This is a genomic window from Pseudomonas sp. LAMO17WK12:I1 (genome assembly GCF_900177315.1).
In the GTDB taxonomy this organism is placed as follows: Bacteria; Pseudomonadota; Gammaproteobacteria; order Pseudomonadales; family Pseudomonadaceae; genus Aquipseudomonas; species Aquipseudomonas marginalis.
The window spans coordinates 156,759-180,308 of the sequence record NZ_FWZV01000012.1 but is presented as its reverse complement, the minus strand read 5'-3'; the positions used below and the strand labels follow the sequence as shown (position 1 = coordinate 180,308).

At 63.0% G+C, this 23,550-nt stretch carries 18 protein-coding genes; 10 read left to right on the top strand and 8 right to left on the bottom strand.

Going from position 1 to position 23,550, the window contains the following annotated elements:
• Positions 1-11 precede the first annotated feature (11 nt).
• The 5 genes from B9N88_RS22890 to B9N88_RS22870 all read right to left on the bottom strand — a co-directional run bounded on the left by B9N88_RS22890 (position 12) and on the right by B9N88_RS22870 (position 8,246).
• Complete coding sequence (locus B9N88_RS22890) at positions 12-1,463, bottom strand: efflux transporter outer membrane subunit (protein ID WP_027606283.1); 1,452 nt, start codon at positions 1,461-1,463, stop codon at positions 12-14.
• Positions 1,460-1,933 (bottom strand): MarR family winged helix-turn-helix transcriptional regulator, encoded by a 474-nt coding sequence (locus B9N88_RS22885; protein ID WP_027606282.1) that lies wholly within the window; start codon positions 1,931-1,933, stop codon positions 1,460-1,462. The genes B9N88_RS22890 and B9N88_RS22885 overlap by 4 nt, the downstream gene beginning before the upstream one ends.
• Before the next feature lie 205 nt (positions 1,934-2,138).
• The gene (locus B9N88_RS22880; protein WP_081744439.1) at positions 2,139-5,810 is read right to left on the bottom strand and encodes a translocation/assembly module TamB domain-containing protein; all 3,672 of its coding nucleotides are present in this window, start codon (positions 5,808-5,810) and stop codon (positions 2,139-2,141) included.
• On the bottom strand, positions 5,810-7,537 hold the full coding sequence (locus B9N88_RS22875; protein ID WP_027606280.1) for an autotransporter assembly complex protein TamA: 1,728 nt from the start codon (positions 7,535-7,537) through the stop codon (positions 5,810-5,812). Before B9N88_RS22875 ends, B9N88_RS22880 begins: the two co-directional genes overlap by 1 nt.
• A gap of 64 nt (positions 7,538-7,601) precedes the next feature.
• On the bottom strand, positions 7,602-8,246 hold the full coding sequence (locus tag B9N88_RS22870; RefSeq protein WP_027606279.1) for a GNAT family N-acetyltransferase: 645 nt from the start codon (positions 8,244-8,246) through the stop codon (positions 7,602-7,604).
• Between the two features lie 168 nt (positions 8,247-8,414).
• Between B9N88_RS22870 and xthA the strand changes: the two genes are divergently transcribed.
• Positions 8,415-9,227, top strand: a complete 813-nt coding sequence (xthA, locus tag B9N88_RS22865; RefSeq protein WP_027606278.1) for an exodeoxyribonuclease III — start codon at positions 8,415-8,417, stop codon at positions 9,225-9,227.
• 149 nt (positions 9,228-9,376) lie between these two features.
• Positions 9,377-10,711 carry a substrate-binding domain-containing protein gene (locus B9N88_RS22860; RefSeq protein WP_027606277.1) on the top strand — a complete coding sequence of 445 codons (1,335 nt, stop codon included), beginning with the start codon at positions 9,377-9,379 and terminating at the stop codon, positions 10,709-10,711.
• Positions 10,712-10,833: 122 nt separating this feature from the next.
• Here the strand turns inward: B9N88_RS22860 and B9N88_RS22855 are convergent, their stop codons facing one another.
• Complete coding sequence (locus B9N88_RS22855) at positions 10,834-12,063, bottom strand: acyl-CoA dehydrogenase (protein WP_027606276.1); 1,230 nt, start codon at positions 12,061-12,063, stop codon at positions 10,834-10,836.
• A gap of 151 nt (positions 12,064-12,214) precedes the next feature.
• On the opposite strand from B9N88_RS22855, the gene B9N88_RS22850 reads away from it, so the two are divergent.
• The 3 genes from B9N88_RS22850 to B9N88_RS22840 all read left to right on the top strand — a co-directional run bounded on the left by B9N88_RS22850 (position 12,215) and on the right by B9N88_RS22840 (position 14,573).
• Positions 12,215-13,150, top strand: a complete 936-nt coding sequence (locus B9N88_RS22850) for a LysR family transcriptional regulator (protein WP_027606275.1) — start codon at positions 12,215-12,217, stop codon at positions 13,148-13,150.
• Positions 13,151-13,264: 114 nt separating this feature from the next.
• Positions 13,265-13,657 carry a MerR family transcriptional regulator gene (locus B9N88_RS22845; RefSeq protein ID WP_027606274.1) on the top strand — a complete coding sequence of 131 codons (393 nt, stop codon included), beginning with the start codon at positions 13,265-13,267 and terminating at the stop codon, positions 13,655-13,657.
• Positions 13,658-13,673: 16 nt separating this feature from the next.
• Positions 13,674-14,573 (top strand): hydroxymethylglutaryl-CoA lyase, encoded by a 900-nt coding sequence (locus tag B9N88_RS22840; RefSeq protein WP_027606273.1) that lies wholly within the window; start codon positions 13,674-13,676, stop codon positions 14,571-14,573.
• 542 nt (positions 14,574-15,115) lie between these two features.
• Here B9N88_RS22840 and B9N88_RS22835 read toward each other — a convergent pair.
• On the bottom strand, positions 15,116-16,753 hold the full coding sequence (locus tag B9N88_RS22835) for an AMP-binding protein (protein WP_027606272.1): 1,638 nt from the start codon (positions 16,751-16,753) through the stop codon (positions 15,116-15,118).
• A 150-nt stretch (positions 16,754-16,903) separates the two neighbouring features.
• On the opposite strand from B9N88_RS22835, the gene B9N88_RS22830 reads away from it, so the two are divergent.
• Genes B9N88_RS22830 through B9N88_RS22815 form a run of 4 tightly spaced genes read left to right on the top strand, consistent with a single transcriptional unit; the run spans position 16,904 to position 22,429 of the window.
• Positions 16,904-18,067, top strand: coding sequence for an isovaleryl-CoA dehydrogenase (locus tag B9N88_RS22830; protein WP_027606271.1), 1,164 nt, complete (start codon positions 16,904-16,906; stop codon positions 18,065-18,067).
• Positions 18,068-18,078: 11 nt separating this feature from the next.
• Positions 18,079-19,686 carry a carboxyl transferase domain-containing protein gene (locus B9N88_RS22825; protein WP_027606270.1) on the top strand — a complete coding sequence of 536 codons (1,608 nt, stop codon included), beginning with the start codon at positions 18,079-18,081 and terminating at the stop codon, positions 19,684-19,686.
• 14 nt (positions 19,687-19,700) lie between these two features.
• Entirely contained in the window at positions 19,701-20,507 is an 807-nt protein-coding gene (locus B9N88_RS22820; RefSeq protein WP_027606269.1) for a gamma-carboxygeranoyl-CoA hydratase, read from the top strand.
• Positions 20,504-22,429: an acetyl/propionyl/methylcrotonyl-CoA carboxylase subunit alpha gene (locus tag B9N88_RS22815; RefSeq protein WP_027606268.1), complete on the top strand. Its 1,926-nt coding sequence runs from the start codon at positions 20,504-20,506 to the stop codon at positions 22,427-22,429. The genes B9N88_RS22820 and B9N88_RS22815 overlap by 4 nt, the downstream gene beginning before the upstream one ends.
• Here the strand turns inward: B9N88_RS22815 and B9N88_RS22810 are convergent.
• The gene (locus B9N88_RS22810) at positions 22,426-23,061 is read right to left on the bottom strand and encodes a LexA family protein (RefSeq protein WP_027606267.1); all 636 of its coding nucleotides are present in this window, start codon (positions 23,059-23,061) and stop codon (positions 22,426-22,428) included. The two genes, B9N88_RS22815 and B9N88_RS22810, sit on opposite strands and share 4 nt — an antisense overlap.
• Positions 23,062-23,192: 131 nt before the next feature.
• On the opposite strand from B9N88_RS22810, the gene B9N88_RS22805 reads away from it, so the two are divergent.
• Positions 23,193-23,543: a DUF6124 family protein gene (locus B9N88_RS22805; RefSeq protein WP_027606266.1), complete on the top strand. Its 351-nt coding sequence runs from the start codon at positions 23,193-23,195 to the stop codon at positions 23,541-23,543.
• The last annotated feature ends 7 nt before the right edge of the window (positions 23,544-23,550 follow it).

Sequence of the window (23,550 nt, the reverse complement as noted above, 5' to 3'; positions counted from 1 at the left end):
AATACCTCAAATTATTCCGTGCGGGTGGCTGGGGTGGTCGACGCCACGTTGTCGGCGCTGTATCCGCCACCCAGGGCCTGCATCAATTGAATCGACAGATCGATTTGCCCGGCATTCAGGGTCGCCAGCTGACGCTGGGCCTGCAGCAATTGCTGCTCGATGCTGAGCACGTCCAGGTAGTTACCGACCCCTGAGCCGTAGCGCTGGACCACGGTGTCGTAGGACTGCTGGGCAATATCCGTGGCGTGTTGCTGGGCCTGGATCTGCCGACCGGTTTCGCGCAGTTGCGAAAGGGTGTTGCCGATATCGCCCAAGGCCTGCACCAGGGTCTTGTTGTACTGGGCCACGGCCAGGTCGTAGTCGGCATCGCGCGCATCGAGGTCGGCGCGCAGGCGGCCGCCATCGAAGATCGGCAACGAGATCGTCGGCGCAATGTTGAAGAAGCGGCTGGCCGAGCCGAACATCGCATCCCCCAGCAACGACTCGGCCCCGGCGCTCGCGCTGAGGTTGAGGTTGGGGTAGAAGCGCGTCTTGCTGGCGGCGATGTCCTTGCTCGCGGCCTCGACTCGCCAGCGCGCGGCGATCAGGTCCGGGCGACGGCCCAGCAGCTCGGCGGGCAACACCGAAGGCACGGCGACAGCGGCGGGCTTGAGCACATTCGGACGGGCCAGTTCGCCGCCTCGGTCCGGGCCTTTGCCGAGCAATACGGCGAGGGCGATCTTGGCGCTCTGCAGTTGCTTGTCGGCATCGATCAATTGCGACTGGGAGCTGGCTTCCAGGCTTTCGGTCTGCTGGTACTGGTACTGGCTGTCGATGCCCGCAGCGAGGCGGCGCTTGCTCAGGTCGAGCATTTGCCGGGTGCGCTTGAGGTCATCGCCGGCCAGGTCGCGCACGATGTGCGCCTGGCCCAGGTCGCTGTAGGCCTTGGCCACATCGGCAGCGAGGGTCAGGCGCGCGGCCTGTTGGTCGACTTCGGCGGCGCGGGCCTGGCCCAGCGCGGCTTCCCAGGCGGCGCGCTGGCCACCCCAGAGGTCGAAGTTGTAATTGAAGCTGGCGCCGATATTACGCACGGTCGAGTAGGCATCGCCCTCGCCGCGCGGGTCCTGGTCCTTGGCCAGGCGTGAACGGCTCACGCCGGCGCTGGCATCCAGGGTCGGCATGCGTGCGGCATTCGCGGCATAGGCGGCGGCTTCGGCCTGATGGGCACGGGCGCTGGCGACTTGCATGTCGGGGCTGTTTTGCAGGGCTTCCTGGATCAGGCCGTCGAGCTGCGGGTCGCCGAGGTTTTTCCACCAGTCGGCGCTGGGCCAGGCGGCACTCGACAGGGTCACCCCGCTCAGGGATTTACCGGTCTGCAAGGTGTTGGCGTCGAGGCGCCGGCCCTGGGTGTCGAGGCCGCTGTAGTTGGCGCAACCGGCCATGCTCATGGCCACGAGCACCAGGCAAAGGGCACGTGTGTTCATGCTTTACCTACCCGCTGCAGGGTGATGGGATCACCGGCAGCTATCAGAATTTTCTTGAGAATCCGTTCCAGGGTTTCCAGCTCGCCAGCCTCAAGTACGCCCGCCAGTTGGTTCAACGCCTGGGCGCCTATGTGCGGCAGCATGTCTGCCAGGCGCTGGCCGTCGGCAGTCAGCACCAACTGGACCTGGCGGCGGTCCTGCTCGGAGCGTTTGCGGTCCAGCAGGCCTTTCTGCTCGAGGCGGTCGAGCATGCGGGTCATCGAACCGCTGTCCAGGGACAGGTTGCGGCACAGCTCGGCCGGGGTGTCGACGCCGAACTGGGCCATGATGATCAGCACCTTGAACTGCGCGGCCGTGATGCCGTGGGGTTCCATGTGGGTGTCGATGATGCGGTCCTTGAGGAGCGCCGCACGGCCCAGCAACAGCCCGAGGTGGCAGTTGTGGAAGTTTTCAGGGGTGAAGTGGGGCATCGGAAGTCACCTTATTACTGCCTAGGCAGTGAATGTATGACGAGATGTTACTGCCTAGGCAGAGAAAGTCAAATGGAATAATTAGCTTGCTTGCTAATGTGGGAGGGGGCTTGCCCCCGATAGCGTTGGGTCAGTCACTGATGTGTTGACTGAACGACTGCTATCGGGGGCAAGCCCCCTCCCACATTTTGTACCGCGAAAGGATCTAGAAATCGCGCTTGTAGAAGATGTCGAGGGAACTGGCCACGCCACTCGCCACTTCCAGGTACACCTTCTTGCTCAGCAGGTAGCGCAAGGCAATGGTGCTGGCCGGTTCGAACACCCCTACCCCGTAACGCAGGCTGAGTTTCTCGGTGATCTTGCCGCTGGCCACCACTGCCGTATTGTTGCCGCTGCCCTGGGTGTCGAGGTCGAAGTCGCGAATCCCCAGTTTGTTGGCAAGATCCGAGGTGACCCCGGCGCTGCCCATCAGGCCAAGGCCGAGGGCGGCCTGGGCGAGCATGTTGTTGTCTTCGCCGGTAGAACTCAGCGGACGGCCCAGCACCAGGTAGGACAGCGCCTGTTCCTGGCTCATGGCCGGTTCCGAGAAGATCTGCGTGGTGGGCTGCTCGGCGCTGCCGCTGAGGCGGATACCGGCGACGACATCGTCGGTCTTGCGGATCGCTTCGATATCCAGGTACGGCTGGTCGAGCGGCCCGGCGAACAGCAGGCGTGCGCGGCGCACATCCAGGCGCTGGCCATAGGCGCGGTAGCGACCGTCGTTGAGCCACAACTCGCCACGGGTATCCATGTTGTCGCCGATGTGCACATGGCCCTGCACCTTGGCGGTGAGGCCGAAGCCCGAGAAGTTGAGCTGGTCTTCGCCCACCGCCACGTCGATATCCATGGCCATGGCCATCGGTGGCTTGCCCTCTTCGGTCTGGCTGCCGACGATCACGGTGTCATCCGAGACCTTGACGGTGGACGGCGGCAGTTCGCGCACGGTGATGTCACCGCGGGGGATCCGCACCTTGCCGGCAATCGCCAGTTTGTCGTTCTTCAGGCTGATCTTCAGGTCCGGGGCCACTTCGAGCACCGCATAGGGCTCCACCGTGACCGGCAGTTGCGAGCCTTGCAGGCTGAGGTCCACCACCAGGGCCTGGCCCCAGTCGACCTGGCCCTTGAGGCTGCCCTGCCCGGCCTTGCCACTGCGCCATGCGCCATTCAATTGCACACTTTCACCGGCAATCAGCGCCTGCACGTTCAGGCCTTCAAGGCTGATGGGCAGCTCTGGCCCGGAGACTTCACCGCCCACCAGGTTGACGTTGCCGTTGACCTGCGGCGCCAGCAGGCCACCGGCGATCCGGCCGCTGCCGTTGAGCTTGCCGCTGAGTTTCTCGACCATCGGCACAAACGGCCGCGCCACGGCGAGATCCAGCCCGGTCAGGCTGAAATTGCCGCTGATCGGCTTGTTTTTCGGCAATGGGTTGATCTGCGCCTGCAACAGCAACTCGCCGAGCTTGCCACCTCGGAAGTTCAGTTGGGTGTCGATACGCTTGGGGTTGAGGGTGGTTTCCAGCGTGAGGGTGTCGTAGGGGAAATCCAGCCACTGATCCTTGTCCTTGACCCGCAGGGTGCCGCCGCTGGCATCCACCGCGACCACGCCTTTGGGACCGCTGTCGGGAAGGTCCAGTTGGACGTCGGCGTTGAGCTTGCCCTGCCAGGCGAAGTCCTTGGGCAGAAACGCCGCCAGGCTGTCGATGGGGAATTGCTTGAGGTGGTAGCGCAATTTGGGTTCCGGCATCAGGCGCTGGTCTTCACCGCACAGGCTGGCCGCACCGGAGACCCAGCAGTGGGCCGCAAAAGTCAGCTTGCCGTCGGCCATGCGCTCGATTTTTGCCGGCGCCTGCAGCTTCCAGTCCTGGCCACCCGCCTGCACATCGCCACTGGCCAGGCGACCGCGCCAGTTGCCTTTGTCGAGGTTGCCGTCCAAGGCCAGAGCCAGCTTGACCAAGGGGCCGGCCAGGCCGAGTTGGACCTTCTGGTTCCTGATATCGCCCTGGGCGCTGGCGGTGAGCGTGCCCACCTGGGTGTCACCACTTTGAATGCCGCTGCCCTTGAGGTCGATTTTCCCGCGCTGGGCACTGTCCAGGGTCGCGTCCAGGCTCAGGCTTTGCAGGCGATTATCGGCGAACGCCAGTTGCTGGCCCTTGAGGTCGAGTTGGCCTTGGGGCGCCTTGAGGCTGCCGGCCACGTCGAGTCGGCCATTGACCTGCCCACGCAATTGCGGCCACAGCTGGGCCAGGCGCGCCAGCTTGATATCGATCTGCCCGGCCAGGCGTTGCTGCAGGCTGCCGCTGCCGTTGATGCGGTTGTCGCCCAGGCGGACATCCAGGTTGGCCAGGGTCCATTGCTCGCCCGCGCCCTCGGCCTTGGCCGCCAGCACGGCGGTTTGCCCACGCAGGCGGCCCTTGAGGTCGAGGTCGGCGTTGAGCTTGAGCTGCTCGTTTTTGAATTCACCTTTGCTGCGCAAGGGGCCAGCCAGCGTGCCCGGCAATTCCGCCACCCAGTACGCCGGGTTCAGCGCCGACAGGTCCAACGCGGTATCCCACGCAATACCATCGGCAAATTGCAGGTTCAAATGCCCTTCGGCCTTGCCTTGGCCGGCAGTCAGCTTCAGCTCAGGCAGGAAGACTTGCGTGAGGTCGCCACTGAACGGCGTGACCAGATTGAATTTGCCCGCCGGGCCGTCCAGGTCGGCCTTGAGGTTGCCGAGGTAGTTGCCGTCTTTGTAGGAAACCTCACCGTTGAAGGTGCGCAACACCACCTGTGGCTCGTCGATCAGCGGGTAGAGGCGATGCCAGGGAAAGTCCAGCCAGTCGATCTTGGCCTCGGCGCTGAAGCCTTGTTGCCAGTCCAACTGCGCCGTGAGCTTGAGGCTTTGTTTGTCGCCGGCATTCAGGTCCAGGCCGGCGATCTGCGCGCCCTTGGCGTCGACCTTGCCTTGCAGCAGCAGGTCCACCGGGCCTTTTTCCGCCGGCAGTATGGCCTTGCCCAGCAGTTGGTAGCCGCTGCCCAGGTCGCCCTTGGCGGTGAGGTCCAGTTGATTGAGCTGCAGGGTGTCGGGCAGATCGGCGCTGGGTTTGAAGCCATCGGCGGTGATATGCACCTGGGCCGGGAGGTTGTCCACCAGGGGTTGCAGCTCGCCCTTGAGTTTGGCCGGCAGGTAGCCGCTGCTGTCGGCGTCAAGCCTGAGGGTCTTGAGCAGGTCGCCCTCGACCTTGAGCGCCACCGTCCACGGCGCGCCGCCGGGGGCGTAGGGCAGGCTCAGGTTGCCGCTGGCGGTCAGCGGCCAGTCGCCGCTGGGTTGCAACAGGCCGTTCAGGTCCAGCACCAGGCCGTCCCGTTGCAGGTGCACCGCGTCAATCTGCATGCCGGCGGCGGTCCAGTGCGCGGCCAGTTGCAGGCCCTTGAGTTGTTCGCTGCCGTTAAGCAGCAGGCTGCCGACACGAACGTCGCCCAACTGAATGGAAACGGGCAGCTTCAGGTCGGGCAATTGAATCGGCCCGCTGCTTTCTTCGGTGCTCGGCGCAACGTCCAGGCGGACTTGCTCCACATCCAGGCGATTGATGCACAGGGTCATGCGCAACAGGCACGTCGGCGACCAGTCAAACGTCGGCGCATCGAGTTCGACGCGACTGCCGTCCTGCGCCCACAGCAGATGATCGGCGCGCCACTGGCCGCCCAGACGGCCGTGGAAATTCTCTACGCTCAAACCCGGTACACGCCCCAGCGCCCAGCGACTGCCCGCCTGGGTGCCGAGGACCGCCCACAGGGCCAGCAACAGCACGACAAGGGTGGCCAACACGGCCAGCCCCGCTATTTTCACACCACGCATCACAGCTCAGGCCCCATGGAAAAGTGCAATCGAACACCGCCCGGGTCTTCCAGGGCGTGGGCCAGGTCCAGGCGGATCGGCCCGACCGGCGAGACCCAGCGGATGCCGACACCCACACCAGTCTTCAAGCTGGGCAACTCCAGGGAGTTGAACGAGTTGCCCTGGTCGATAAAGGTCGCAATCCGCCATTTTTCGGCGATGGAATATTGATACTCGGCACTCAGGGCCACCATGTAGCGGCCGCCGATACGGTCGCCCCGGTCATTCTCCGGCGACAGGGTCTGGTACTCGTAGCCGCGCACGCTCTGGTCGCCACCGGCGAAGAACCGCAGCGACGGCGGCACCGACTTGTAGCCATTAGTGGCACTGCCGCCGACCTGGGCCCGCGCCAGGAAGCGGTGGTTGTCCCACAGGGTGGTCAGGCCCTTGACCATGGCCGTGCCGTACAACAGGTTGGTGTCGGAGCCCAGTCCCTCCTTCGCCACCTTGCTGTCGAATTGCAGGCGGTAGCCGTTATGGGGGTCGATGCGGTTATCGCTGCGCAGGTAGGAATAACTCACACCCGGCATCACCAGGTTACTGAGGCCCGAGTCATTGCCCAGGCGGTATTCTTCGCGCTGGTATTTGAGCGAGATCACCCGGGTCCAGCCACTGGGCAACTTGCTGTGCCATTCGGGCCCTAGGGTGAGCAATTTACTCAAGGTGTCGGTGTTGGCGATTTCTTCATTCTGGTAACCGCCGGCGAAACGCAGTTTATCGGTGAGCGGCGGGTCCAGCGGGATGTCGTACCACAACCCGACGTTCTGCCGTGGCGCCGACAGTTCAGCCTCCCAGCCATAGCTGTGGCCCTGGGGATTGACCCAGTGGCGTGTCCAGTTGGCCTTGCCGCGCGGGCCGACGTCGGTGGAGAAACCCAGGCCCAGGCCCATGGTGCGTGGCTTGCGGGTCTCCAGGTTGACGGCCACCGGGATCACGTCATTGGCCGAAGCCGCGGGTGCGGCGTCGACGCGCACGCCTTCGAAAAAGCCGCTGGCTTGCAGGTTCTGGTTGAGTTCGGCGATCAGTTCGGAATCGTAGGGGGCGCCACTTTTAAACGGCACCATGCGTTGCAGCAGCTCTTCGTCAAACGGCGTATCGCCGGCAAAGCTGACCTTGCCCAAGGTGTAGCGCGGGCCGCTGTCATAGATGAGTTCGATATCGGCGACACCGGCCTGGGGGTCTACCGAGAGTTTCTGGTGAGTGAAGCGCCCGCTGAAAAAGCCGTAGCGCGAGGCCTGGTTCTGGATCAGACGCTTGGCGTCTTCGTAGTGGCCGTGGTTGAGCACGGCGCCGGATTTGAGGTCGTCGCTGGCGGGTACGCGAAAGGCCTTGAGGTCCGCGGCCGGGCCGTCGACCCGAATGGTCACGTTGCGCAGATGCACCGGTTCGCCGGGGTCGATGGTGAGGATCAGGCGCGGGTTCTTGCCGCCCTTCACATCGCTTTCGATCCGGGGCTGATAGAAACCTAAAGCCTGGGCGGCTTTGCGCGCCTGCTCTTCGGCCCCACGGCTGAACCGCAGCAAGGCGTCTTCATCACGCTCGCCCACCCCGCCGATATAGCCTTCGATGTTGGCTTTCAACGCGTCGTTTTTTGGCTTGATCCGCACGTCCAATTCGCTTTGCGCGAATGCGCCGCAGCTTGTGAACAGCAGAACCAAGCCGCTGGTAAATCTTCCTGGAAACTTCATAGGCGCGGATGCTACACGAGCTGGGGAGAAACTTAGAACTCAGAGGATTCTGAAAAATTCTGCGCTAAGCCGTTGCAGCATGTAACACCTGCGGATTGGGGTGGAAAAATACGTGCTCCAGAATCGGTCCTACCGCCACTTCGCCGATCTCCTCATAGCCCTGGCGTTTGTAGAACTCCAGATAGCGCGAATTCCCCGTGTCCAACACCACACCGGACGAGTGCGGGTCTTCCGCGCACCAATTGTGTACCGCCTCCAGCAGCTGTTCACCGTAGTGCTTGCCCTGGAATTGCGGATGAATGCCCAGCAGCGGCAACACATGCACCGATTCGTTGGGCAGGCAGGCCATCACCGCATAGTGGTAGTCCAGGTAGCGCCGGGTGCCGCGCACGCCGGTGCTCAGCCACATGCGCAATTGCCAGGCCCAGCTTTCGGTAATCCCCAGGCGCCGCTGCGGGGGCGCGATCAGCGCGATGCCGATCAGGCGGTCGTTGACGAACAGGCCGATGGCGGGAAGTTTCTGGAAGAAATGCTGCTTGACCAGTTCGCGCACGGTGGCACGTACCCGCTGTTCATAACCTGCGCGTTCCGCCTCGAAGATGTAGGCAAACGTCGGCTCATGCCGATAGGCCTGGTACAGCAGCGAGCGTGCTTCGCGGGAGTAGCCGCTGTTGAGCAGGCGAACTTCGCCAATGGCAGTGTCAGTCATACAGTCAATCTCCCTGGGCGCCACTCAATAGATGGCGTTCTTATGGGTACGAACCTACGCAGCACCAGTCGTTCCCAGACATTAGCAGTGCATCTGTCCTACCGCCACGCTGGCCCCCGTCCGACTTGTCCGCTAGCATCGCCCTTTTGCCAGACTGGACCGCCGACCATGAAAATCGTCTCCTTCAATATCAACGGGCTGCGCGCCCGCCCTCATCAGCTGGCGGCACTGATTGAAAAACACCAACCCGACGTCATCGGCCTGCAGGAAACCAAGGTCCACGACGACCAGTTCCCCCTGGCCGAAGTGCAGGCCCTGGGCTATCACGTGTACTACCACGGGCAAAAAGGCCACTACGGTGTAGCGCTGCTCTCGCGCAAAGAAGCCTTGAGCGTGCACAAGGGCTTTGCCAGCGATGAAGAAGACGCCCAGCGCCGTTTTATCTGGGGCACCTTCGCCGATGAAAACGGCCAGCCGGTGACCATCATGAACGGCTATTTCCCACAAGGTGAAAGCCGCGACCACCCGACCAAGTTCCCCGCCAAGCAGCGCTTCTACGCAGATTTGCAGCACCTGCTGGAAAGCCAGTTCAGCAACGACCAGGCCCTGGTGGTGATGGGCGATGTGAACATTTCCCCGGAGGACTGCGACATTGGCATCGGCGCCGACAACGCCAAGCGCTGGCTGAAAACCGGCAAGTGCAGCTTCCTGCCCGAAGAGCGCGAGTGGATGGCGCGCCTGAAGAACTGGGGCCTTGTGGACAGTTTCCGCCACCTCAACCCCGAGGTGGCCGACCGTTTCAGCTGGTTCGACTACCGCAGCCGTGGGTTCGAGGATGAGCCCAAGCGTGGGCTGCGCATTGACGTGATCATGGCCTCCAATGGCTTGTTGCCACGAGTCAAGGATGCCGGGGTGGATTACGACCTGCGGGGCTTGGAGAAACCGTCTGACCATGCGCCGATCTGGCTCGAACTCAGCTGATCCCCCTGACTGTACTCGGGCCAAATGTGGGAGGGGGCTTGCCCACGATCGCGGTGTATCAGTAACAGATAAGCTGACTGTCAGTCACATTATTGAAATCCAAGTGACTTAATCTCGCCGCACTCCCTTTGGCTTGAGAAGGTGCCGGCATGATGCTGCGCGTTCTGTTCCTGTTGTGTAGCGCGTTGTCCCTCTGCGTCGTGGCTGCCCCCCTCCCCGTTCCCGACCAAGGCCCGGCTTTGCACATCCAGGGTTCCAACACCATTGGCGCGGCGCTGGGGCCCGCGCTGGTCAAGGGGTTGATGGAGCATCAGGGCCTGCAGGCGGTGCACAGCGAACCGGCCGAGGGCACCAATGAACAGCGCGTGATCGGCAAGACGCGCCAGGGCAGGACGGTGACCGTCGAGGTGGCGGCCCATGGTTCCAGCACGGGGTTTGTCGCGCTGAAAAACGCCAGCGCCGACCTGGCCGCCTCGTCCCGGCCAATAAAAGACAGCGAACTGGTGGACCTCGAAGCGCTCGGCGACCTGAAAAGCCCCGAGGCCGAACAGGTGATCGCCATCGACGGCCTGGCCATTATCCTCAACCCGCGCAACCCGCTGAATACGTTGAACACCGAGCAACTGGCGCAGATTTTCAACGGCGAAATCAACACGTGGGAAGCATTGGGCGGGATCGGCGGAACCATTCATCTGTACGCGCGGGATGACCAATCCGGCACCTATGACACCTTCAAGGACCTGGTGCTGCGCCTGCGCGGCAAGCCCCTGGCCGCGTCCGCCAAGCGCTTCGAGTCCAGCGAAGCGTTGTCCGATGCGGTGAGCCGGGATCCCCAGGGCATCGGTTTTATCGGCTTGCCTTACGTGCGCCAGGCCAAGGCGGTGGCGATTGTCGATGGCGACTCGCAACCGATGTTGCCGTTGAACAGCCTGATTGCCACCGAGGATTACCCGCTGTCTCGCCGTCTGTTCTTCTACCTGCCGCCCTCCTCCAGCAACCCGTGGGCCAAGGCGCTGGTGGACTTTGCCCAGAGCAGCAAAGGCCAGGCGATTGTGGCGGCCAATGGGTTTATTGCGCAGCAGGTGCAGGCGATGACGGTGGAGCCGCGCCCTTCGATGCCCGACGACTACCAGGCGATTGCCCGTGACGCCCAGCGTTTGAGCGTGAATTTTCGCTTCGAGGAAGGCAGCGCCAGCCTGGACAACAAGGCGCGCCAGGACGTGCAGCGCGTCGTGGCCTATATAAAGCGCCACAACCAACTCGACAAGCAGGTAACGCTGGTGGGATTCGGCGATGCCAAGAATGACCCGCAACGGGCCGCGCTGCTCTCGAAGCTGCGGGCGATGGCGGTACGCCGGGAGCTGGTCAAGAACGGCGTGGTATTGCGCGATATTCGCGGCTTCGGCGCACAGATGCCGGTGGCGGCGAATACGGCGGATGAGGGGCGGATCAAGAATCGGCGCGTGGAAGTTTGGGTGTACTGAGGGCTGCTGGATCTTCAGGGCCTGATCCGGCCTCATCGGGGCAAGCCCCCTCCCACATTTTGATTTGGGAATACATTCAAAGTGTGGGAGGGGGCTTGCCCCCGATTGCAGGCGACGCGCTGTTACTGCCCGCCGCGCATCAACTCCTTAGGCACATACTTGCCGATCTCGAACTTGCCGATGGCCGCGCGGTGCACTTCGTCCGGGCCGTCGGCCAGGCGCAGGGTGCGTTGCATGGCGTACATGTAGGCCAGCGGGAAGTCGTTGGAGACGCCGGCGCCGCCGTGGATCTGGATCGCGCGGTCGATCACCTTCAACGCCACGTTCGGCGCCACCACCTTGATCTGGGCGATTTCACTTTTCGCCACTTTATTGCCCACGGTGTCCATCATGTACGCCGCTTTCAAGGTCAGCAGGCGCGCCATGTCGATTTCCATGCGTGAGTCGGCGATCTTGTCGATATTGCCGCCCAGGCGCGCCAAAGGCTTGCCGAACGCGGTGCGGCTGACGGAGCGTTTGCACATCAGTTCCAGCGCGCGCTCGGCCATGCCGATGGAGCGCATGCAGTGGTGGATACGGCCTGGGCCAAGGCGGCCTTGGGCAATCTCGAAGCCTCGGCCTTCACCCAGCAGTACGTTTTCGTAAGGCACGCGGACATTGTCGAACAGCACTTCGGCGTGGCCGTGGGGCGCGTCGTCGTAGCCGAACACCGGCAGCGGGCGTACGATTTTTACCCCAGGGGCGTCCACCGGCACCAGGATCATCGAGTGCTGCTGGTGGCGCGGTGCATCCGGGTTGCTCAGGCCCATGAAGATCAGGATCTTGCAGCGCGGGTCGCAGGCGCCGGAGGTCCACCATTTCTTGCCGTTGATCACCCACTCGTCGCCCTGGCGCTCGGCGCGGGCGGCCATGTTGGTGGCGTCCGAAGAGGCGACATCGGGCTCGGTCATGGCGAAGGCCGAACGGATCTCGCCGCGCAGCAGCGGTTCGAGCCAGCGTTGTTTCTGCTCTTCGTTGGCGTAGCGCACCAGCACTTCCATGTTGCCGGTGTCGGGGGCGGAGCAGTTGAACGGTTCCGGACCCAGCAGCGAGCGGCCCATGATCTCGGCCAGGGGGGCGTATTCAAGGTTGGTCAGGCCGGCGCCCAGTTCGGACTCGGGCAGGAACAGGTTCCACAGGCCTTCGGCTTTCGCCCGGGCCTTCAGCTCTTCCATGATGGCGGTGGGCTGCCAGCGGTCGCCTTCGCTGACCTGGCGTTCGAACACCGGCTCGGCCGGGTAAACGTAAGCGTCCATGAACGCTGTAACACGTTCACGCAGTTCCTGAACCTTGGGCGAATAGGCGAAATCCATGAGCAGCTCCCTTCTTTGAGAGGTTGTTTAGGTCATGCAATCGATGCTAGAACAGCGTTGATAATTTACCTAGCCTATTCTCGGCGTGTATTAACATTCATCACCGATATATGATCGACGTATGGCCAACTAACAATAAGAGCGCAACGAAATGAATCTGAGCAAGGTCGACCTCAACCTCTTTATCGTCTTCGACGCGATCTACACCGAAGCCAACCTGACCCGCGCCGGGCAGATTGTCGGCATCACCCAGCCGGCGGTGTCCAACGCCCTGGCGCGCCTGCGCGAGACGTTCAACGACCCGCTGTTCGTGCGCACCGCCCAAGGCATGGTGCCCACGCCGATGGCGCAGAACATCATCGGCCCGGTGCGCAATGCGCTGTCGTTGCTGCGGGTGTCGGTGCAGGAAAGCCGCATCTTCAACCCGCAGCAGGCGGCCAAGACCTACCGCATCAGCATGACCGACCTCACCGAAGCGGTGATTCTGCCGCTGCTGTTCCAACGCCTGCGCCGCCTGGCGCCCACCGTGGTGATCGAGAGTTTCCTGTCCAAACGCCGCGAGACCACCAAGGAACTGGCGGCCGGGCGCCTGGATTTTGCCGTGGACGCGCCGCTCAACACCGACCCGCAGGTACGCCACGTCAAGCTGATGGAAGACCGCTACGTGTGCGCCATGCGCAAGGGCCATCCCATGGCGGGCAAGGACAAGTTCACCCTGGATGACTACCTGTCGCTGACCCATATCCATATCTCCAGCCGCCGCAACGGCTTGGGCCACGTCGACCTGGCCCTGGGCAAGATGGGCATCCAGCGCAAGATCGCCCTGCGCTCCCAGCATTACCTGATGGCCTCGCAAGTGTTGCAGCAGACCGACATGGTCATGACCGTGCCCGAACGTTTCGCCCGCCGCCATGAACTGCATTGGTTCAACCTGCCGGTCAATGACGTGCCACCGGTGGAAACCCACCTGTACTGGCACGAAAGCACCGACCAGGACCCGGCCAACCGCTGGATGCGCGAGCAGATGATCGAGTTGTGCCAGCAAGTCACCGCCCATGAGAAGAAGCTGGATAAGCAACAGGCCTGAGGCTGAAGAGCGCCCCCTGTGGCAGGGGGCTTGCCCCGATGGGCTGCGCAGCGCCCCTTGACGTTTACGTCAACCTGACATTAGCTTAGCGCCAAGACCTTCTTGAGCGCCCCCATGAGCACGACCTACAGCATCTCCGACCTCGCCCGTGAGCTCGACATCACCACCCGCGCCATTCGCTTCTATGAGGAACAAGGCCTGCTGGCCCCGGAACGCCGGGGCCAGGAGCGCATTTATTCGGCGCGGGACAAGGTCAGCCTCAAGCTGATCCTGCGGGGCAAACGCATCGGTTTTTCCCTGGCCGAGTGCCGTGAGCTGATCGAACTCTACGACCCCACCGGCGGCAACCAGATCCAACTCAACAGCATGCTGGCCAAGATCGCCGAGCGCCGTGAGCAGTTGGAACAGCAACTGCTGGATATCGAACAAATGAAGCTGGAGCTGGACACCGCCGAAGAGCGTTGCACCCAGGCCCTGGCGCAAACCATGGGCCAGGTTGGCCATTGATCAGAAGGTAGCTGCCATGTCCCTCCCCTCCCATGTGCGCCTGGTGGAAGTCGGCCCGCGCGACGGCTTGCAGAACGAAGCCCAGCCCATCAGCGTGGCCGACAAGGTCCGATTGGTGGACGCCCTCAGCGCGGCGGGCCTGAGCTATATCGAAGTCGGCAGTTTTGTCTCGCCCAAGTGGGTGCCGCAAATGGCCGGTTCCGCCGACGTGTTCGCGCAGATCCAGCGCAAGCCCGGCGTAACCTACGGTGCGCTGGCGCCAAACCTGCGTGGTTTCGAGGACGCGCTGGCGGCGGGCGTGAAGGAAGTGGCGGTGTTTGCCGCAGCCTCCGAGGCGTTTTCCCAGCGCAATATCAACTGTTCCATCAGCGAAAGCCTGGAGCGTTTTGCGCCGATCATGGCGGCGGCGAGGCAGCACGGCATCAGCGTGCGCGGCTATGTGTCCTGTGTGCTGGGTTGCCCTTACGAAGGTGAGATTGCGCCGGAACAGGTGGCGGCGGTCGCGCGGGAGCTGTATGCCATGGGCTGCTACGAGGTGTCCCTGGGCGACACCATCGGCACCGGCACGGCGGGCACCACGCGGCGGCTGTTCGAGGTGGTCGGCGCGCAGGTGCCACGGGACAAACTGGCAGGCCACTTCCATGACACCTATGGCCAGGCCATCGCCAATATCTATGCCGGCCTGCTGGAAGGCATCACGGTATTCGACAGCTCTATTGCAGGCCTCGGCGGCTGCCCCTATGCCAAGGGTGCCAGCGGTAACGTCGCCACCGAAGATGTGCTGTACCTGCTCAATGGCCTCGGGATCGACACCGGCATCGACCTGGATGCATTGATTCGCGCGGGCCTGCACATCAGCCATGTCCTCGGCCGCCCCACGGGCTCGCGCGTAGCCAAGGCGCGGACAGCCGGTTGAGTAGCGTAGCCGTGACAATGTGTTACCGCACGGCTACACATCGAGTAACACGGGAACATATTTTGTCGTATTTTCTGTAGGCCAAGTCCTACTAAAAAATTAACTTATTGATTTTAAATGGATTTTAAAAGTTGGCACGCCTTCTGCTATCTCTATGGCATAACAAGAATAAAAAGCGCCAAACCTAATAAAAATAAGACGAAACGACTCTGACATAACAAAAACAACACGGCAGAGACGCAGCTAACAGATTTTTTTGGAGAAGATGTGCTTCGCAGGGTACGGCATGCCGAAACCCGCAACCGGTTAGAGAAAAATAAAACTACCTCAGGTAGCTACCCACTGGTTGGATCGTTAACGAAGAAGCAGGTCAGCGCTCAAAAAAATACGTTTGCTCTTGACCCCGGATGGGGGTCGCCAAAAACAGCGGTAAAGGGTAACGGTTGCCAAAAACAACAATAGACCGCCCCTCAATAATAAAAAAAGAGCACGCAACGACAAATTAAAGGGGACCTTCGGGTCCCCTTTGTGCTTTCTGGCCTTTAACCCTGCCCTGCCCCCAGCTCTTCGATCGAGATCTCGCGCATGCGGAATTTCTGGATCTTGCCCGTCACCGTCATCGGAAACTCCTCCACGAACTTGAAGTACCGGGGCGTCTTGAAGTGCGCGATACGGCCCTTGCACCAGGCCTGCAGTTCCAGCTCGTCGGCCACATGGCCCGGATGCAACTTGACCCAGGCCACGATCTCTTCGCCGTAACGCTCGTCCGGAATGCCGATGACCTGCACATCGGCCACCGCCGGGTGGGTGAAGAAAAACTCTTCCACCTCGCGCGGGTACACGTTTTCGCCACCGCGAATGATCATGTCCTTGTTGCGCCCGGCGATGCACACATAGCCGTGGGCATCCATGGTGGCCAGGTCGCCGGTGTGCATCCAGCCCGCAGCGTCGATGGCCTCGCGGGTGCCGTCGGGGTTGTTCCAGTAGCCGAGCATCACGCTGTAGCCACGGGTGCAGAGTTCGCCGACCTGGCCACGGGGCAGCGTGTTACCGGCTTCATCGATGATCTTGCTTTCCAGTTGCGGCTGGGTGCGGCCGACGGTGGTCACGCGGCGCTCCAGATCGTCATCCGCGCCGGTTTGCAGGGATACGGGGCTGGTCTCAGTCATGCCGTAGGCAATCTGCACCTCGCCCATGTGCAATTCGCCGATGACCCGGCGCATCACCTCAATGGGGCACGTGGCGCCGGCCATGATGCCGGTGCGCAGGGTGGACAGCTCGAACTCGCCCCGGCGTGGGTGATCGAGCAGGGCAATAAACATGGTGGGCACGCCGTACAGGCCGGTGGCACGTTCTTCGGCGACGGCGGTGAGGGTCAGCAGCGGATCGAAGCCGTCATTCGGGTAGATCATGGTGGTGCCATGGGTGATGCAGCCCAGGTTGCCCATCACCATGCCGAAGCAGTGGTACAGCGGCACCGGGATCACCAGGCGGTCCTGCGCGGTGAGGCCCAGGCTTTCGCCGACCATATAGCCGTTATTGAGGATGTTGTGATGACTGAGGGTGGCGCCCTTGGGGAAACCGGTGGTACCGGAGGTGTACTGGATATTGACGGCTTGATCGAAGTGCAGGCTGGCCTGGCGGCTGTGCAGCTGCTCGGGCGGCAGGCCCGCACCGAGGGCCGCCAGTTCCGACCAGGGCAGGAAGCCCGGGGGCGGGCTGGGGTCGAGGCTGATCATGCCGCGCAGCTCAGGCTGCAATGCCTGCAACATCGCGTGGTAGTCGGAGGTCTTGAACGCGCCGGCGCACACCAGCCACTCGCAGCCGGACTGCTTGAGCACGTAGTCCAGTTCACTGCTGCGGTACGCCGGGTTGATATTGACCAGGATCACGCCAATCTTGGCGCTGGCGATCTGGCTGATGCACCACTCGGCGCAATTGGGCGCCCAGATACCCAGGCGGTCGCCGGTCTGCATACCCAAGGCCAGGAACGCGCGAGCGTGCACCTCGACGGTCTCGGCCAGTTGCCGCCAGGTGTAGCGACGCTGCTGATGGCGTACCACAAGGGCCTCGCCATCGGGGTGCTGCGCCACGGTGTGATCGAAGGCCTGGCCAATGGTCATGGCCAGCAAGGCCTTGTCCTGGGAGCCACGGCTGTAGCTCGGATGCAGTTGATCCATAACGACCCCTGTTGTCTTTTTTGTAGGTTGACGTAAACGTAAACTACGATTGACAGCACCGTAACGCAAGCTTACGTTAACGTAAAGGTGAGCGCCCTTCCCTGGCGCGCCATCCACACAACAACAAAGCTCACATTAAGGTGCCTGTCCATGAGTTACCCGTCCCTGAACTTCGCCCTCGGTGAAACCATCGACATGCTGCGCGACCAGGTGCAGTCCTTCGTGGCCAAGGAAATCGCGCCCCGTGCGGCACAGATCGACATCGACAACCTGTTCCCCGCCGACCTGTGGCGCAAGTTCGGGGACATGGGCCTGCTGGGCATCACCGTACCGGAAGAATACGGCGGCGCCGGCCTGGGCTACCTGGCCCACGTGGTGAGCATGGAAGAAATCAGCCGTGGCTCGGCCTCGGTGGCGTTGTCCTACGGCGCCCACTCCAACCTGTGCGTGAACCAGATCAACCGCAACGGTACTCACGAACAGAAACTCAAGTACCTGCCCAAACTGATCAGCGGCGAACACGTCGGCGCCCTGGCCATGAGCGAACCCAACGCCGGTTCCGACGTGGTCTCGATGAAACTGCGCGCCGACAAACACGGCGACCACTATGTGCTCAACGGCAGCAAGACCTGGATCACCAACGGCCCCGACGCCAGCACCTATGTGATCTACGCCAAGACCGACCTGGAAAGGGGCCCCCACGGCATCACCGCGTTTATCGTCGAGCGCGACTGGAAAGGCTTCAGCCGCAGCAACAAGTTCGACAAGCTCGGCATGCGTGGCTCCAACACCTGCGAACTGTTCTTCGATGACGTGCAAGTGCCGGAGGAAAACATCCTCGGCGTGCTCAACGGCGGCGTGAAAGTGCTGATGAGCGGCCTCGATTACGAGCGCGTGGTGTTGTCCGGCGGCCCCACCGGGATCATGCAGGCGTGCATGGACCTGATCGTGCCCTACATCCACGATCGCAAGCAGTTCGGTCAAAGCATCGGCGAGTTCCAGCTGATCCAGGGCAAGGTCGCCGACATGTACACCCAGCTCAACGCCAGCCGCGCCTACCTCTACGCGGTGGCCCAGGCCTGCGAACGCGGCGAAACCACGCGCAAGGACGCGGCCGGGGTGATCCTGTACAGCGCCGAACGCGCCACGCAAATGGCCCTCGACGCGATCCAGATCCTCGGCGGCAATGGCTATATCAATGAATTCCCCGCCGGGCGCCTGCTGAGAGACGCCAAGCTGTATGAAATCGGCGCCGGCACCAGTGAGATTCGGCGGATGCTGATCGGTCGCGAACTCTTCAACGAAACCCGCTGAAGGAGCGTCCCATGGCCACCTTGCACACCCAGCTCAACCCACGCTCAGCGGAGTTCGCCAGCAACAGCGCGGCGATGCGCCAACAGGTCGACGCCCTGCACACTCTGCTCGCCCACGTGCAGCAAGGCGGCGGCGCCAAGGCCCAGGAGCGTCACACCTCACGCGGCAAACTGCTGCCGCGCGAGCGCATCAATCGCCTGCTGGACCCGGGCTCGCCGTTCCTCGAACTCAGCCAACTGGCCGCCCATCAGGTGTACGGCGAAGACGTACCGGCCGCCGGGGTGATTGCCGGGATCGGCCGCGTGGAAGGCGTCGAATGCATGATCGTCGCCAACGACGCCACGGTCAAAGGCGGCTCCTACTACCCACTCACGGTGAAAAAACACCTGCGCGCCCAGACCATCGCCGAACAGAACCGCCTGCCGTGCATCTACCTGGTGGATTCCGGCGGCGCCAACCTGCCGCGTCAGGATGAAGTGTTTCCCGACCGCGAGCACTTCGGGCGGATCTTCTTCAACCAGGCCAACATGAGTGCCCAGGGCATCCCGCAGATCGCCGTGGTGATGGGCTCGTGCACCGCCGGTGGCGCCTACGTGCCGGCCATGGCCGACGAAGCGATCATGGTGCGTAACCAAGCGACGATCTTCCTGGCCGGCCCGCCATTGGTGAAGGCGGCTACCGGTGAAGTGGTCAGCGCCGAAGACCTCGGCGGTGCCGACGTGCACTGCAGGATATCCGGCGTGGCCGACCACTATGCCGACAGTGATGAACACGCCCTGGCCCTGGCCCGCCGCAGCGTGGCCAACCTCAATTGGCGCAAGCAAGGCCAATTGCTGCAACGCACGCCCGTGGCGCCGTTGTACAGCAGCGAAGAGCTCTACGGCGTGATCCCGGCCGATGCCAAGCAGCCGTTCGATGTGCGCGAAGTGATCGCACGGCTGGTGGATGGCTCGGTGTTCGATGAGTTCAAGGCGCTGTTCGGCACCACCCTGGTGTGCGGCTTCGCGCATGTGCACGGCTACCCGATCGCGATCCTGGCGAACAACGGGATTCTGTTCGCCGAGGCCGCGCAAAAAGGCGCGCACTTTATCGAGCTGGCCTGCCAACGCGGGATTCCCCTGCTGTTCCTGCAGAACATCACCGGGTTTATGGTCGGCCAGAAATACGAAGCCGGTGGCATCGCCAAGCACGGCGCCAAGCTGGTGACTGCAGTGGCGTGCGCCAAGGTGCCGAAATTCACGGTGATCATCGGCGGCAGCTTCGGCGCCGGCAACTACGGCATGTGTGGCCGCGCCTATGACCCGCGCTTTTTGTGGATGTGGCCCAACGCACGCATCGGCGTGATGGGTGCCGAACAGGCTGCGGGCGTGCTGGTGCAGGTCAAGCGTGAACAGGCTGAACGGGCAGGCGTCGGCTTCAGCGCTGAAGAGGAAGCGGCGATCAAGCAGCCGATCCTCGACCAGTACGAAACCCAGGGTCACCCCTATTACTCCAGCGCACGCCTGTGGGACGACGGCGTCATCGACCCGATGCAGACCCGCGATGTGCTGGCCCTGGCCTTGTCCGCCGCGCTGAATGCCCCCATCGAGCCGAGCCGCTTCGGCGTGTTCCGCATGTAAATGGAGCCGTACCCATGAGCGATTTCAATACCCTCGAACTGATCACCGACAGCCGTGGCTTTGCCACGCTGTGGCTCAGCCGAGAAGCCAAGAACAACGCGTTCAACGCCGAGATGATCCGCGAACTGATCATCGCCCTCGACCATGTGCAAGGTGATGCATCCCTGCGTTTCCTGGTCCTGCGGGGGCGCGGCAGGCACTTCAGCGCCGGTGCCGACCTGGCGTGGATGCAGCAGTCGGCCGAACTGGATTACCACACCAACCTGGACGACGCCCGCGAACTGGCGGAGCTGATGTACAACCTGGCCAAGCTGAAAATCCCCACCCTGGCGGTGGTGCAAGGCGCGGCCTACGGTGGCGCGCTGGGCCTGATCAGTTGCTGCGACATGGCCATCGGCGCCGATGACGCGCAGTTCTGCCTGTCGGAAGTCCGCATCGGCCTGGCCCCGGCCGTGATCAGCCCGTTCGTGGTGCAGGCCATCGGCGAACGTGCGGCGCGTCGCTATGCCCTGACCGCCGAGCGGTTTGGCGGCCAGCGTGCCCGGGAAATCGGCCTGCTGGCGGAAAGCTACCCGATTGGCGAACTGGACCAACAGGTGGAACAGTGGATCACCCACCTGCTGCATAACAGCCCGGCGGCGATGCGCGCCAGCAAGGACCTGCTGCGCGAAGTCGGTAACGGCGCGCTCACCCCAGCCCTGCGCCGCTATTGCGAAAATGCCATTGCGCGCATCCGTGTCAGCGCCGAAGGCCAGGAGGGTTTACGCGCGTTCCTGCAAAAACGCCCACCCAGCTGGCAGCCCCAGGAGCCGCGTTCATGAGCACGCTGACCACCCTGCTGGTGGCCAACCGCGGCGAGATTGCCTGCCGGGTGATGCGCACCGCCAAGGCCATGGGCCTGACCACCGTGGCGGTGCACAGCGCCGTCGACCGTGATGCGCGACACAGCCGCGAGGCGGATATTCGCGTCGACCTGGGGGGCAGCAAAGCCACCGAGAGCTACCTGCAAATCGACAAATTGATCGCCGCCGCCCAGGCCAGCGGTGCCCAGGCCATTCACCCAGGCTACGGTTTCCTGTCGGAAAACGCCGGGTTTGCCCGTGCGATCGAGGCGGCGGGGCTGATCTTCCTCGGGCCGCCCGCCTCGGCCATCGACGCCATGGGCAGTAAGTCCGCCGCCAAGGCCCTGATGGAAACCGCCGGCGTGCCCCTGGTGCCGGGGTATCACGGCACGGAACAGGACCTGGAAACCTTCCGCGACGCCTGTGAGCGCATCGGCTATCCGGTGCTGCTCAAGGCCACGGCCGGGGGCGGCGGCAAGGGCATGAAGGTGGTGGAGGATGTCAGCCAGCTCGCCGACGCCCTGGCCTCGGCCCAGCGTGAGGCGCTGTCGTCCTTCGGCAATGGGCAGATGCTGGTGGAGAAATACCTGCTCAAGCCACGCCACGTAGAGATCCAGGTATTTGCCGATCAGCACGGGCATTGCCTGTACCTCAATGAGCGGGACTGCTCGATCCAACGCCGCCACCAAAAGGTCGTCGAGGAAGCCCCGGCACCGGGGCTGAGCGTTGCACAGCGCAAGGCCATGGGCGAAGCGGCGGTGCGTGCGGCCCAGGCCATCGGTTATGTCGGCGCGGGCACGGTGGAGTTCTTGCTGGATGCGCGCGGCGAGTTTTTCTTCATGGAGATGAACACGCGGCTGCAGGTGGAACACCCGGTCACCGAAGCGATTACCGGCCTGGACCTGGTGGCCTGGCAGATTCGCGTCGCCCAGGGCGAGGCGCTGCCGATCACCCAGGAGCAGGTGCCGCTGATCGGCCATGCGATTGAAGTGCGCTTGTACGCCGAAGACCCGGCCAATGACTTCCTGCCCGCCACCGGGCACCTGGCGCTGTATCGCGAGTCCGTGCCGGGCCCGGGGCGTCGCGTGGACAGTGGTGTCGAGCAAGGAGACGACGTGTCGCCGTTCTACGACCCGATGCTCGGCAAGCTGATTGCCTGGGGTGAAGACCGTGAACAGGCACGCCTGCGCTTGCTGAGCATGCTCGACGAGTTTGCCGTGGGTGGGCTGAAGACCAACCTGGGCTTCCTGCGGCGCATTATTGGTCATCCGGCATTTGCGGCGGCCGAGTTGGATACCGGATTTATTCCGCGCTACCAGGACGAACTTCTGCCGGTGGCCGGGACGTTGAGCGATGAATTCTGGCAGGCCGCAGGTTCTGCCTTCATGCAGAGCTTGCCCCCAGGTGACGGGCCATGGGCGGACACCCGTGGATTCCGTGCAGGACTGCCCGCCGAGGTCTCGCTGCACTTGAGCTGCAATGGCCAGGACCGCCTGGTGACACTGGCCGCCATCGCCGCGACATTGCAGGGCGAACAGTTAGTGATCGAACACCGGGGCGTCCGTCGTTCACATCTGGCAGTGCGCAACGAGCACAGGGTTTTCCTGCGTTGGGACGGCGAGATGCAGGGCGTGAGCCTGTTCGATCCGATTGCTGCTGTCGAGGCCAGCCAGTCGCACCAGGGCGGCCTCACGGCACCGATGAACGGCAGCATCGTGCGGGTGCTGGTGGACGTCGGCCAAACGGTCGAGGCCGGCACCCAGTTGGTGGTGCTCGAAGCGATGAAGATGGAGCACAGTATCCGCGCGCCCCAGGCCGGGGTAGTCAAGGCGCTGTTCTGCCAGGAGGGCGAAATGGTTGCCGAGGGGTGTGCGTTGGTGGAGCTCGAAACGGCGGACTAGAACTTCACCGTGGCCTGCACGACGACGCCGAGGATGCGGCAATCAACGGTGAACAGCAGTTTCGGGTAGGTGGGGTTGAGCGGCACCAGGTAGAGCTGGCCGCTCTCTTCCAGCAACTGCCGGAAGGTCGCCTGGGTACTGCCGGCCCGTTGGGCGACTACCAATTTGCCGGGTTCGGCGGCGATGGCCGGATCCACCAGGATCATCATCCCTGCTGCGATGCTCGGGCCGCTGAGTGCGGTCATGGCGTCGCTCGTCACCGGCAGCCAGTAGGCGTCGCCCCGGGCGTGGTAATCCGTCAGTTCGAAGCGCGCGGCACCATAGGCCGGGCGCTCTTCGCGGATTTCGCCCAGGCCTTTCCACTCGCTGACCGGGTAGCGAAAATACGCCGTGTACTGTCTTGCCGGGTCTACGACCTCGTCGGCCTTCTCACGCAGCTCCTGCACCACTTCCAGGTCGCCCAGCCCCAACTCTGCCAGCACCCGGTTCATATCCGCCAGGCTCGGCACGCGGCGCTTGTTGAGCCAGTGGCCAACGCCCCCCTGGGACATGCCCAAGCGTTCAGCCAACTCACCCTGGGTGACCTTGCGGTCTTTCATGTTGGCCTTGACCAACGCTATCCATTTATCCATGGCCGCCGACAATACGTCAGCCAGTTTCCAGGGCAATAAACAGTTTGTAGTAATCCATAAAACGACATAAATACGATACGTACTATCATCGGGCATAAGGTTTTCGACACCCACCCAGAGTACCGCCCCTTATGACGACGAGCCCGTATCCCCTGCCTGAAACACCCGAAAACGATGACGTGCAAGGCCTGCGCAGCAGCGGTGCTGCCCAGCGTGCCTTGGACTTCTACTTGAAAGAAAATATGTCAGCACCCGTCCCGGATGACAGCTTTTTCGCCATCAAGCCCGGCATCAGCCAGGAGGAAGCCCTGGTGCACGCCTCGGACCTGTTGCGCAGTGCCGCCGCCACGGCCTACGAATCAGCGAGCAGCCATCAGGGCAACCAGCGCGACCTGGCGTTTTCAGTGGTGTATTTGATTGATATGGCAAAGGCGATGGTCGAGCGGTCGTTGCGGGCTCCGGAGGTTCGGGCGAACGGATAACAGCCGC